This window comes from Nevskia soli DSM 19509 (assembly GCF_000711955.1).
Lineage (GTDB): Bacteria > Pseudomonadota > Gammaproteobacteria > Nevskiales > Nevskiaceae > Nevskia > Nevskia soli.
On the sequence record NZ_JONR01000007.1, the window covers coordinates 96,561 to 109,358 of the forward strand.

At 68.3% G+C, this 12,798-nt stretch carries 10 protein-coding genes; 8 read left to right on the forward strand and 2 right to left on the reverse strand.

Annotated features, from left to right (window positions below; genetic code table 11):
* Positions 1-23 precede the first annotated feature (23 nt).
* On the forward strand, positions 24-647 hold the full coding sequence (locus BP26_RS0103810; protein ID WP_051748232.1) for a GNAT family N-acetyltransferase: 624 nt from the start codon (positions 24-26) through the stop codon (positions 645-647).
* On the opposite strand, the gene BP26_RS0103815 is transcribed toward BP26_RS0103810, so the two are convergent.
* The gene (locus tag BP26_RS0103815; RefSeq protein WP_029919257.1) at positions 607-1,947 is read right to left on the reverse strand and encodes an AmpG family muropeptide MFS transporter; all 1,341 of its coding nucleotides are present in this window, start codon (positions 1,945-1,947) and stop codon (positions 607-609) included. The genes BP26_RS0103810 and BP26_RS0103815 overlap by 41 nt on opposite strands.
* An 8-nt stretch (positions 1,948-1,955) precedes the next feature.
* Entirely contained in the window at positions 1,956-2,732 is a 777-nt protein-coding gene (locus BP26_RS0103820) for an exodeoxyribonuclease III (RefSeq protein WP_029919258.1), read from the reverse strand.
* Between the two features lie 75 nt (positions 2,733-2,807).
* Between BP26_RS0103820 and pyrE the strand changes: the two genes are divergently transcribed.
* The 7 genes from pyrE (at position 2,808) to tldD (ending at position 12,754) form a co-directional block, all read left to right on the forward strand.
* The gene (gene pyrE, locus BP26_RS0103825; protein ID WP_029919259.1) at positions 2,808-3,461 is read left to right on the forward strand and encodes an orotate phosphoribosyltransferase; all 654 of its coding nucleotides are present in this window, start codon (positions 2,808-2,810) and stop codon (positions 3,459-3,461) included.
* Positions 3,462-3,506: 45 nt separating this feature from the next.
* Positions 3,507-4,199 (forward strand): hypothetical protein, encoded by a 693-nt coding sequence (locus BP26_RS0103830; RefSeq protein ID WP_029919260.1) that lies wholly within the window; start codon positions 3,507-3,509, stop codon positions 4,197-4,199.
* A gap of 84 nt (positions 4,200-4,283) precedes the next feature.
* Positions 4,284-4,871 carry a Maf family protein gene (locus BP26_RS0103835; protein ID WP_029919261.1) on the forward strand — a complete coding sequence of 196 codons (588 nt, stop codon included), beginning with the start codon at positions 4,284-4,286 and terminating at the stop codon, positions 4,869-4,871.
* Positions 4,868-6,325: a ribonuclease G gene (gene rng / locus BP26_RS0103840; protein WP_029919262.1), complete on the forward strand. Its 1,458-nt coding sequence runs from the start codon at positions 4,868-4,870 to the stop codon at positions 6,323-6,325. The genes BP26_RS0103835 and rng overlap by 4 nt, the downstream gene beginning before the upstream one ends.
* 114 nt (positions 6,326-6,439) lie before the next feature.
* Positions 6,440-10,417 (forward strand): YhdP family protein, encoded by a 3,978-nt coding sequence (locus tag BP26_RS0103845; protein ID WP_169740640.1) that lies wholly within the window; start codon positions 6,440-6,442, stop codon positions 10,415-10,417.
* Between the two features lie 16 nt (positions 10,418-10,433).
* Positions 10,434-11,267, forward strand: coding sequence for a carbon-nitrogen hydrolase family protein (locus BP26_RS0103850; RefSeq protein WP_029919264.1), 834 nt, complete (start codon positions 10,434-10,436; stop codon positions 11,265-11,267).
* 44 nt (positions 11,268-11,311) lie between these two features.
* Positions 11,312-12,754 (forward strand): metalloprotease TldD, encoded by a 1,443-nt coding sequence (gene tldD, locus BP26_RS0103855; RefSeq protein WP_029919265.1) that lies wholly within the window; start codon positions 11,312-11,314, stop codon positions 12,752-12,754.
* Positions 12,755-12,798: the final 44 nt, after the last annotated feature.

A 12,798-nucleotide genomic window follows, 5' to 3' on the forward strand; every position in this document is an offset into this window, starting at 1 on the left:
GACCGCGGTGCTAGACTCGATTCATGCTCGGGCTCTTCCGACCGGCAGCACCGCCCGCCGCCTGCGAATACGGACTGGCGGACGGCAGCCGCGCGCTCCTGCGCCGCCTGCGCCCGGACGACGCCGAACGCCTGCGCACCGGCTACATCCTCCTCTCCGAGGAATCGCGGCGCCTGCGTTTCTTCGACCAGGCCAGCGAGCCGCAACTGGATTTCCTCGATCGACTGGATGGGAAAGACCATGTCGGCTGGGGCGCGCTCGACGCCAAGGCGCCGGACGGCGTGTTCATGGGTATCGCCCGCTACGTGCGCACCGCGCCCAGGCTGGATTGCGCCGAGGTGGCGCTGACCGTGCTGGATCCCTACCAGAGCCGCGGCGTCCGCATCCTGCTGCACGCCTGCCTGCACCGCTGCGCCGCCAGCAACCGGGTGCGCCGTTTCTTCTACGACGTCAGCGAGGACAACCCGCGCTTCCTGCACCACCTGCGCGACCTCGGCGCCAAGCGCGGTCCCACCGAGCGTCACGTGGTGCGGCTGGAACTGCCGGTGTATGGGAAATCATCGCGGGTGCCCCGCGACACGCCGGCTGGCCGGCGCTTCCATGCCGTCATGTGCGGATTGGAGCGGGCGCGGGCGGTTGCCGCATGAGCCAGAACAGCAGCGCTACCCCGGGTATACCCAGCACGGCCGAGTAGACGAAAAATCCCGGATAGCCAATGGCATCGACCACATTGCCGGAGAATCCTGCGATGAACTTGCCAGGCAACGGCCAGAGAGAGCCGAACAGTGCGTACTGTGTCGCAGTGTAGGCTGCGCTGGTGAGGCCGGACAGGTAGGCGACGAAAGCGGTGCCGGCGATGCCGATGCCGAAGTTGTCCAGGCTGATCGCCGCAACCAGTCCGCTCATTCCCGGCTGGGCCCAGGCCATCCAGGCGTAAAACAGATTGGCAAAGAAAATAACCAGCGCACCGACGAGCAGCGTGCGCAGAATTCCATGTCGGGCCATCAAAGCGCCGGCGGCGGCGATGCCCACCATGGTCATGATCACGCCGTAGACCTTCGAAACACCCGCGATCTGCGTCAAACCGAAGCCCAGGGACAGGTAGAAATTGTTCGCCATCGCGCCCATGGTGTAGTCGGTGAGGCGGTAGAAGCCGATGAACAGCAGGATCAACAGTGCATGACGGACCGGGTAGCGATTGAAGAAGTCGACGAAAGGGCAAACCACCGCGCCGATGAACCAGCCGGCCACGCTGCGTGCCGATTCAGGCCAGTGTGCCGTCCTTTCCAGAAAATCGATCACCCGCTGTTCCTGCGCAAGTGTGCGGCGGTCGATGGCAACGGCAGGTTCGGAGATCAGCCAGGTCGTGATTGGTCCCACTAGGCCGAGTGCCGCCATGCACAGGTATGCCGCGCGCCAGCCGTAGGTCGAGGCCAGCACCAAGGCGCCGGCACCTGCAACGATCAGGGCCACGCGGTAGCCGAACTGGTAGGCCGCCGCTTTGGCGTCCTGGTGATCCAACGGCGGCGTCTCGATGCGAAACGCGTCCAGTGCGATGTCCTGCGTCGCCGAGCAGAAGGCGACGAACACGGCAAGCAAGGCGACGGTTGCCAGTTCAGTGGCAGGATCGCGAAGGGCGATTTGTGTGAGGCCCAGGGCAATGCCGCACTGTCCCAGCATCATCCAGCTTCGGCGCCGGCCAAGCTGGCCCAGCAGGGGCAGGTGCACGCGGTCCACCACGGGTGCCCAGACGATCTTGAGCGTGTAGGTCAACCCCACCCAAGCGAAGGATCCGATGGTGGCCCGCTTCACCCCGGCTTGGGTGAGCCACGCGGTCAGTGTCGAGAACACGAGTAGGAACGGCAGGCCAGCGGAGAAGCCCAGATACAACATGGACCGCAGCCCGGGTCGCGTGAACTGTTTCAGATTATCCAGCCAGCCCTGCACAGCTCGGTTCAAAGTTTGTAGTCCAGCGTCAACGGCGCATGGTCGGAAAATCTCCGATCCTTGTACACCGCCGCCTCCTTGATCTTGCTCTTCAGTCCCGGCGTGACGATGTGGTAGTCGATGCGCCATCCCACGTTGTTGGCGTAGGCATTGCCGCGGTTGCTCCACCAGGTATAGGCCTCGCCTTCCAGTGCGGGGTGGAGAGCGCGGTAGCCGTCGACCCAGCCGACCTCGTTGAACAGGGTGTCGAGCCAGGCGCGCTCGTGCGGCAGGAAGCCGGAATTCTTCTGGTTGCCGCGCCAGTTCTTCAGGTCGATGTTCTTGTGCGCGATGTTCCAGTCGCCGCAGATCACGTATTCGCGGCCGTTGGCTATCCACTCGCGCAGCTTGGGCAGAAAGAATTCCAGGAAGCGGTCCTTGGAGGCCTGCCGTTCCGGGCCGGCCGAGCCCGAAGGCAGGTACAGCGAGATCACGGAGAGATTGCCGTGGCGCAATTCGAGGTAGCGCCCCTCGTCGTCGAATTCCTTCTCTCCAAGCTTGTCCAGCACGTCGTCCGGCTGCTTGCGCGAGAACACGCCGACGCCGGCGTAGCCCTTCTTCTGCGCGTGGTTGAAATGCGCGTGCCAGCCCTTCGGCGAAAACGTGATGTCGCCCTCCAGGTCGCTGAGCTGGGCCTTGATCTCCTGCAGGCAGAGGTAGTCGGCTTTCTGCTCCGGCAGCCAGTCGAACAGGCCTTTTTTGGCGGCGGAGCGGATGCCGTTGGCATTGAGTGAGATGATGCGCACGCTGACCTCTGGAAAAGGGCTGTCGGAACTGCCGATTAGTCTTGCACAATAACGTACCGTTCGATGCCTATCCCCATGCAAAACTACAAGACCACCTTCTTCAAGCTCGCCCTCAAGCACGAAGTGCTGCGCTTCGGCTCCTTCACCCTCAAGTCCGGGCGCGTCAGCCCCTACTTCTTCAATCTCGGCCGTATCGCCAGCGGCGGCGCCCTGCGCGAACTGGCGCATGCCTATGCCGATGCCATCCAGGCTTCAGGGCTTGAATTCGACCTGCTGTTCGGGCCGGCCTACAAGGGCATCCCCCTGGCGGCGGCGGTGGCCTGCGCCATGGCCGAGCGCGGCCGCGACCTGCCCTTCGCCTACAACCGCAAGGAAGCCAAGGACCACGGCGAGGGTGGGGTGCTGGTCGGGGCGGACGTGAGCGGCAAACGCATCCTGATCGTCGACGACGTGCTCACCGCCGGCACCGCCCTGCGCGAATCGCATGGCCTGCTGGTCCGGGCCGGCGCATTGCCGGTTGCGGCAATAACTGCCCTGGATCGTCAGGAGGTCGGCCCGAATGGCCGTGGCGCGGTTGCAGAACTTGTTGAAAATACTAAGATCTCAGTGATATCCCTGGTCACGGTACAGGACTTGCTCCTGTACCTGCAGGGCAGCGATGGCGATCCGGCCACGATCGCTGCCATCCAGGCCTACCAGGCGCGCTACGGTGTTCCTGCGTCAGCATGATTTTTGGGGGGAGGGCCGCGTCGTTTGAGGACGCATACAAGGGCGTTGATCGGGCTGGCAGCCGTGCTGGTGAGCACGGCTGCCAATCTGCCTGCCAGCGCCGACGATCCAGGCAAGAACGGTATCGTCTGCTGGCTGGACGATCACGGCCAGCGTGCCTGCGGCGACCATGTACCGCCCCAATACGCCCGCAAGCAGCGCGAGATCTACGACCGGCGCGGCGTGCTGGTGCACACCCTGCCGGCGGAGCAGACCCCGGAGCAGCGCGCCGAGGATGAGCGCAAGCAGCGCGAGGCCCAGCGCCTCCTGCAGCAGCAGCAGAACGACGACTTCATGCTGCAGACCTACCGCAACGTCGACGAGTTGAAGGCGGTACGCGACGGCCGCCTGCAGACCCTGGACACCCGTATCGACCTGGCCGAAAAGGCGGTGCGCGATGGCGCCGCCTCGGTCAAGGACCTGCAGGACCGCGCCGAAGCCGAGCGCACTGCCGGCCGCGATGTCAGCCCCGAACTGCTCGGCCAGATCAAGACGTTCGAGGGCGCGCAGGCCGACAATATCCGTGCCCTGGCCCAGGTGAAACAGGATCGCGACGCCACCGCCAGCGAGTTCGAGCGCGAAATCCTGCACTTCCAGGAGATGCGCGGCGGTGCCGCAGGCACGCCAGCGCCCCCGGCCACGCCGCAGCCGCCTCCTCCAGCTGCCGCACCCAGTCCGCAGCAGGTGCCCAAGCCCTGAGCGGCCTCGACCCGGCAGCGGGTCGGGATGGCCTCGTCCCGCTGCGGGTTTCAGAGCACCGGCGAATCGCGGACAATCAGGCCCATGTCCGCCCAACTCTATCTCGCCTCGCGCTCGCCGCGCCGCGCCCAGTTCCTGCGCCAGTTGGGCCTGCGCTTCGAAACGCTGCCCGCCGATGTGCCGGAGCAGCCGGCCCCGGGACAACTGCCCGCCGACTACGCCCTGGCCACCGCGCTGGCCAAGGCCCGCGCCGCCGCCGCGGGGGCGACGCTGGCGCTGCCGGTGCTGGGCGCGGACACCGATGTTTCCATCGACGGCGAAATCCTCGGCAAGCCGCGCGACCGCGACGATGCCCTGGCCATGCTGGCGCGCCTGTCCGGCCGCACCCACGAGGTATGCAGCGCCGTGGTGGTGATCGCCGGTACGCGGGTGGAAAGCGCGCTGACGGTGACGCGCGTCAGCTTCGGCGCCATCGATCCGGCGCAGGCGCTGGCCTACTGGGCCTCGGGTGAGCCCGCGGACAAGGCCGGCGCCTATGCCATCCAGGGCCATGCCGCGCGCTGGGTGAAGCGCATCGAGGGCAGCTACAGCGGCGTGGTCGGCCTGCCGCTGTACGAAACCTGCGAGCTGCTGCAGCGCTTCGGCGTGGATTGCACCGGTGCCCCCGCATGAGCACCGAGATCCTGGTCAACATCGGCACGCAGGAAACCCGCGTGGCCCTGGTGGAAGGCGGCGCGGCCCAGGAGATCTACGTGCAGCGCGCCGCCCGCCACGGCCTGGTCGGCAATATCTACAAGGGCGTGGTGAAGCGCGTGCTGCCTGGCATGCAGGCGGCATTTGTCGATATCGGCCTGGAGCGCACGGCGTTCCTGCACGTGGCCGACATGCTCAATACCGAGACCCATACCGCGCCGCTGCCGCCGGTGGAGCGTCTGCTGCACGAGGGCGAGGAAGTGCTGGTGCAGATTCTCAAGGATCCGCTCGGCACCAAGGGCGCGCGCCTCACCACGCTGCTGTCGATCCCCTCGCGCTACCTGGTGCTGATGCCGTTCGAGAAGCACGTCGGTGTCTCCGCCAAGATCGAGGACGAGGCCGAGCGCACGCGGCTCAAGGGCATCCTGGAGACGCTGGTGCCGGAGCTGGCGCCGGAGTGGGGCGTGATCGCCCGCACCGCGGGCGAGGGCGCCGACGCCGAAGCCTTGAAGCAGGACCTGCTGTTCCTGACCCGGTTGTGGGGCTCGGTCAGCCAGCAGGTGCGGCAGGCGCAGCCGGGAACCCTGGTGCACGGCGATCTGCCGCTGTCGATGCGCATCCTGCGCGATCTGCTCGGCACCGCGGTGGAGCGGGTGCGCATCGACAGCGCCGAGGAGGCGCGCCGGGTGCAGCAGTTCGCCAGGGTGTTCGTGCCGCAGGCGGCGGCGAAGATCGAGCCGTATTGCGGCCAGGCGCCGATCTTCGACCTCTACGGCGTCGAAGACGAATTGAACCGCGCGTTGGAGCGCAAGGTCGAACTGAAGTCGGGTGGGCATCTGGTGATCGACCAGACCGAAGCCATGACCACCATCGACGTCAATACCGGCGCCTTCACCGGCCATCGCAACCTTGAAGAGACCATCGTCAAGACCAACCTGGAAGCTGCCTCCGCCATCGCGCGGCAGCTGCGCCTGCGCAACCTGGGCGGCATCATCATTCTCGACTTCATCGACATGCGCAGCGAGGAGCACCGTGCCCAGGTGTTGCGCACCCTGGAGAAGGACGTGGCGCGCGATCCCGCGCGCACCCGCATCTACCCCTTCTCCGAACTGGGCCTGGTGCAGATGACGCGCAAGCGCACCCGCGAAAGCCTCGGCCACATCCTGTGCGAGCCCTGCGGCGCCTGCGGCGGCCGGGGTTGCGTCAAGACGGTGGAGACGGTGTGCCACGAGATCGCCCGCGAAGTGCAGCGCGCGGCGCGCATGTACGATCCGAAATCCTTCCTGGTGCTGGCGGCGCCCAGTGTCGTCGCGCGCCTGCAGGAAGAGCAGGCCGGCGGCGTGGCCGAACTCGAGGCCAGCCTGAAGCGGCCGATCAAGCTCCAGCCCGAGGCGCACTACCAGCAGGAAGTGTTCGACGTGGTTCCGGTGTGAGGCGCCTGCGGCGCAGTGACCAGTGGCTAGTGGTTGGTGGCCAGTTAAAAGCATGCGTGGCTTTTACTGGCCACTGGCCACTGATTACCAATCACTTGGCCCAGAGGGCCATGCGTGGAGCGTAAGCGCCGCCGCTGGTGGACCTGGGGTTTGAGCACGGTTGCGGCGCTGGTGGTGCTGGCCGCCACTGTGAGCCTGGTGTTCCGCCTGGTGGTCGACGCGGTGCCGGACTACCGCAACAAGCTGCAAGGCCTGGTGACGCAGGCCGCCGGGCATCCCACCCGCATCGGCTCGATGGCGCTGACCTGGCAGCGGCTGCAGCCCAGCCTCGACCTGCGCGACGTCGCCCTGCTCGACGAGCAGGGCAAGCCCCTGCTGCAGCTGTCGCGGCTGCGCCTGGGCTTCAGCCTGGGCCGGCTGCTCACCACCGACTGGATGCCGGGCACCATCGAGGTCTACGGCCTGCAGCTGGAGGCGGACGTCGATATCCTCGGGCGCTGGTCGCTACGCGGCTTCAGCGGCGCCGGCGGCAGCAAGCTCGGCGACGCCGAATTGCAACGCCTGGAGCGCCTGGACCGGGTGCGCCTGCGCGACAGCCTGCTGCTGGTGCACGATCCGCAGTTCAGCCGGCAGCCGCTGAGCGTCGGCGTCACCGATGCCGAGGTGCATCATGAGGGATCGCGTTACACCCTGACGGCGCGGCTGCGGCCGCCCCCTGAACTGGCCACCGCTGCCAGCGCTTCGGCCACCTTGCAGGGCGATCTGTCGCAGCCGCAAAGCTGGCAGGGCAGCGCCGCCTTGCAGCTCGACGACATCCAGGGCTGGCCCTGGCTGGCTGGCACGCTCGGGCCCGGCGTGCGGCTTACGCTGCAACAGGCGCAGCTGCGCCTGAGCGGCCGCGTCGAAGCCGGCCACATCGCCGAAATCGACGCGCAGGCCGGCGCCGCCGCGATTGCCGCGGTCCGCGGCAGCGATACGCTGGCCCGCGTAACCCAGCTGCAGCTCGATGTCGCCGCTTGGCCGGAACCGCAGGCCTGGCGCACTGAAGTGCGCAAGCTGGCACTGAACGGCGCGCGCGGCACGACGACTGCGCAAGGCCATTTCCGCTATGCAGTGAGCGACGACGGCACCAGCCTGGATGGCGGTGCCGATGGCTTGCGCCTGGACGATCTGGCGCCCTGGCTGGCGCTGCGGAAGGATCTCCCGGCCAGCGCGGCGCGCCTGCGCGATGTGCGCGGCGACGTGCATGAGCTGACGGTCCATTACGAGCAGGCCAACGCCGGCGGCTCCACGGCGGCCAGGTACAAGGTCCATGCGCGGCTGGCCGGCGCCGGGCTCGCCGCGGATGCGACGCAGGCCGGCTTCTCCGGTCTGGACGCCGTGGTCGAAGCCGACCAGGACGGCGGCCAACTGCAATTGCAGAAGGCCGCGCTGGGGGTGCAGTTGCCGGATGCGTTCGAGCAGGCGCTGCCGGTGGCCTCACTCAGCGGCGACTTCGGCTGGAAGCGCGACGCCGCCGCGCCCGGCTGGCGCATCGGCGCACCGCAGTTCGACTGGAAGCTGCTCGGCACCAGCGGCCACGGCCAGTTCAGCCTGCTGCTGCCGGAACAGGCCGATGCTTCACCGAACCTGCAGCTCACCGCGGATTTCGCGGCGGAAGACGTGATCGGCCTGAAGCCCTGGATCCCGAAGGACTGGGGTGCCGGTACCCGCGACTGGCTGACCCGCGCCCTGCAGCGCGGCCGCGTCTCGCAAGGGCATCTGCAACTCGATGGCCCGCTGGCCGATTATCCCTTCGTCGAAAAGCCCACCGGCCACTGGCTGCTCGACCTGGTCGTGGCCGATGGCACGCTGCTCTATGCGCCGGGCTGGCCGCAGGCGGAAAAGCTCCAGGCGCAACTGCGCTTTCGCGGCCATGGTTTGCAGATCAGTTCCAGCGGGGCGCAGATCGCCGGCAACGCGGTCGATCACATCGAGGCGCAGATTCCGGACTTCCGCCAGGCCCGCCTGACGGTGGACGGCAGCACCCACGGCGACGCCGCGCGCTACTACGCCCTGCTGCGCAACAGTCCGCTCAACAAGAAGCTGTCGAGTCTGCTGACGCAAACCGATGCTTCCGGTCCCGCGGCGGTGGACGTGCACCTGGACATCCCGCTCAACGTCGATGATCCGCCGGTGCATGTCGCGGGTACGGCGCGCTTCGACGGCGGCACGGTGAAGGTGCGCGCCATCGATCCTCCCGTAACCGGCCTGCGCGGCAGCCTGGCGTTCGACGATAACGGTGTCACCAGCAATGGCCTCAGCGGCCAGCTCTACGGCGCCACCCTCAACGCCACCATCCGCGCCGAGCCGGAGAGTCCCGATGGTGTGCTGCTGGTGCAGACCGACGCGCCGGCGCAGCAGGCCGACGGCCTGCTCGCCGCATACACGCCGGAATGGTTGCGGCAGCGCATCGACGGTACCGTGCATATCGCCGCGCGCCTGCCGTTCGCCGGTCCGCACAGCGGCCAGCTCAGCCTGAGCACGGATCTGCGCGGCGTCGCCGTGAAGCTGCCGCCGCCGGTGGCCAAAAGCGCCGAGGACAGCCTGCCGCTGACCGTCACCGTGGGCGAGGGCGGCAGCGCCAAGCCCAATGACGCCGATGCCTTGCGGGTGCGCATCGACGGCGGCGATCGTTTCGCCGTGGCCCTGCGCTTCGGCAAGGAGAAGCCCGGCGGCGATGCGCTGCTGACGCGCAGTGTCGAGGTGCGGCTCGGCTCCGGCGAGATGCCGCGCGCCGATGCCGGCGGCGTCTTCATCAGCGGCGCGCCCGCCGTGCTGGACGCGATCGCCTGGACCGATCTGTTCGATGCGATCGACGCCGCCGGCGGGCAGAAGCCGGAGAAGCCACCCGTCGCCGCAGCGGCGGTCGCCGAAAGCCTGCAGTTCCGCGGCTTCGACCTGACGCCGCAGCAGCTGGTGTATCGCGGCGCCACCCTGCAGCAGGCCCATCTGCTGGGCAAGCCCGAGGCCGACGGCTGGAGCGTGCAGGTCGACGGCGCCAACGCGCAGGGACACATCGCCTTCAGCCGCGCCAACGGCGGCCGCCTGCAGGCGCGTTTGCAGCGGCTGCAGCTGCAGCCGCTGGCCGAGATGAGCCAGCCTGGCGGCGGCGATGCCGCCGCGCCCAGCCCGCCCTTCGATCCCAACCAGGCGCCGCTGCTGGATCTTGCCTGCGACTCGCTCAAGCTCGGCGACGCCGATCTCGGCCGTTTCAGCATGCTCACCTCGCGCACCGCCGGCGGCCAGGCGCTGGATCTGCTGAAGTTCGAGGGCGGCCAGCTGCAAACCAATACGCGCGGCAGCTGGCTGCGCCGCAACGGCAGCTCCTATGCGGATTTGTCGTTCGAGTTCGATGCGCGCGACCTGGGCAAGGTGCTGCAGGCTTTCGGCTACGCCGAAACCATGGACGGCAAGAACGCCAAATTCTCCGGCACCCTGACCTGGCCGCAGAGCGCGAACGGCCTGGAGCTGGCGCAGGCGCGCGGCAAGGTCACCCTGGCGGTGCAGAAGGGTGCGCTGAAGGCGGTGAAGCCCGGCGCGGGCCGGGTGCTCGGCATCCTCAACCTGTATGCCCTGCCGCGGCGGCTGCTGACCCTGGATTTCCACGATGTGGTCTCCACCGGCCTGGGCTTCGACACCCTCGGCGGCAGCTTCAACCTGGCCGACGGCCAGGCCCAGACCACCGACCTACAGGTCGACGCGCCCTCGATGAAGCTGCAGATGAGCGGCCGCATCGGCCTCGCAGCGCGCGATTACGATCAGAAGATCACGGTCTATCCCAATGTCACCACCGGCGTCACCGTTGGCGCCACCCTGATCGGCGGCCCCATCGCCGGCGGCATCGCGCTGCTGGCGCAGGAAGTGTTCAACAAGCCGTTCAACGCGCTGAGCCAGTTCAGCTACCGCGTCACCGGCAGCTGGGACAATCCGCAGGTCAGGGTGGGTACGGTCAGGCCCAGCTCGGACAAGGACGCGCCGGATCCGCCGCAGCCCCCCGCACAGCCGGCGCCGGGCGCCGCACCGCCAGCCCCTTCTCAAAATGCCGGATAAGCAGGAGGATTCCGCCATGACTACTCCGGATGCGCCGATCGGCGCCGCCATCCAGCTCGCCTCCATCGCGGATCGCGACGCCAATCTCGCCGCCGCCGGACGCCTGCTGCGCCAGGCTGCCGCGGCCGGCGTCGCCCTGGCGGTGCTGCCGGAGAATTTCTCCTTCATGGGGGTGAAGGAGCGCGACAAGCTGGCCATCGCCGAGCCGGACGGCACGGGACCGATCCAGGATTTCCTCGCCGCCACGGCGCGCGAGCTGAAGCTGTGGATCGTGGCCGGCACGGTGCCGTTGCAGGTGCCCGGCGATGCCGACAAGGTTTACGCCGCCTGCCTGGTCTATGACGCGCAGGGCCGGCGCGCCGCGCGCTACGACAAGATCCACCTGTTCGACGTCGAAGTGCCGGGCGGCGAGCGCTACCGCGAATCCGCCAGCATTGCACCCGGTCCGATCACGCCGGTGGTGGTGCAGACCCCCATCGGCAGACTCGGCCTCAGCGTCTGCTACGACCTGCGCTTTCCGGAGCTGTACCGGGCGCTGGCGGCGCAGGGCGCCGAAGCCCTGTGCGTGCCGGCCTCCTTCACCGCCCGCACCGGCCAGGCCCATTGGGAGTCCCTGTTGCGCGCCCGCGCCATCGAAAACCAGTGCTTCCTCATCGCGCCCGGCCAGCACGGCATCAACCCCGGCGGCCGCGCCACCCACGGCCACAGCCTGATTCTCGATCCCTGGGGCGAAATCCTGGCCCAGCAGGCCGAGGGCGACGGCGTGGTGGCCGCGCCGCTGCCGCGCCAGCGGCTGGAGCAGGTGCGCAGCAGTTTCCCGGCGCTGACCCACCGCCGCATGGGCATTTAAGCCCATAATCTTGGAAGCGCCCGCTTTTCCCCCATAATTTCCCCATGAGCCAATCCCTAGACCTCGCCCGCCGCACCCTGCTGGCCCCCGCCGAACTCGATGAGTCGCGCATCCAGCGCGTGCTCAGCGGTCTGATGAAGCCCGGCGTCGACGCCGCCGACCTGTATTTCCAGCACGCGGTCACGGAGAGCTGGTTCTTCGAGGACGGCATCGTCAAGCAGGGCAGTCACCACACCGAGCAGGGCGTGGGTGTGCGCGCCATGGCCGGCGAGAAGCAGGGCTTCGCCTATTCCGACGAGATCGCCCTGCCGGCGCTGACCGATGCCGCCGGCGCCGCCGGCGCCATCGTGCGCCAGGGCCAGACCGGCAGCCTGGCGGTGGCGCATGCCACGGCCACGCCGGCGCTGTACGGCCCGGCCAATCCGCTCGACTCCTGGCCGGTGGAAAAGAAGCTGGACCTGCTGCGGCGCGCCGATGCCGCGGCGCGTGCCGCCGATGCGCGCGTCACCCAGGTGATGGTGACGCTGGCCGGCAGCCACGAAGTGATCCTGGTCGCGGCCACCGACGGCACCCTGGCCGCCGACGTGCGGCCGCTGGTGCGCCTGAACGTCTCGGTGATCGTGGAGGACAACGGCCGGCGCGAACAGTCCAGCACCGGCGGCGGCGGCCGCGGCGCTTATGCCGATTTCTTCGGCGGCGACACCGCCGAGCAGTATGCGAAGGAAGCGGTGCGCCAGGCCATCACCCTGCTGTCGGCGGTCGCGGCCCCCGCTGGCTCGATGCAGGTGGTGCTGGGCCCGGGCTGGCCCGGCGTGATGCTGCACGAGGCGGTGGGTCACGGCCTGGAAGGCGACTTCAACCGCAAGGGCACTTCCGCCTATTCCGGCCGCATCGGCCAGAAGGTGGCGAGCCCGCTGTGCACGGTGGTCGATGACGGCACCCTGCCGAACCGCCGCGGCTCGCTGACCCTCGACGACGAGGGCACGCCGACCCAGTGCACCACCCTGATCGAGAACGGCATCCTCAAGGGCTACATCCAGGACAAGCTGAATGCGCGCCTGATGGGCATGCAGCCCACCGGCAACGGCCGCCGCGAGTCCTTCGCCCACCTGCCGATGCCGCGCATGACCAACACCTACCTGCTGGCCGGTCCGCACGACCCGGAAGAGATCATCCGCTCGGTGAAGAAGGGCCTTTACGCCGTGAACTTCGCCGGCGGGCAGGTCGATATCACCAACGGCAACTACGTCTTCTCCGCCAGCGAGGCCTACCTGATCGAGGACGGCAAGGTGACGCGCCCGGTGAAGGGCGCCACCCTTACCGGCAACGGCCCGGAGTCGCTGTCGCGGGTGTCGATGCTGGGTACCGACATGAAGCTCGACAGCGGCATCGGCGTCTGCGGCAAGGACGGCCAGAGCGTGCCGGTGGGCGTGGGCCAGCCGACCCTGAAGATCGATGCCATGACCGTGGGCGGCACGCATGTCTGAGGGGGGACAGGAGGCCCGGTCCGCGTCATCCGCCGCACGCCGTC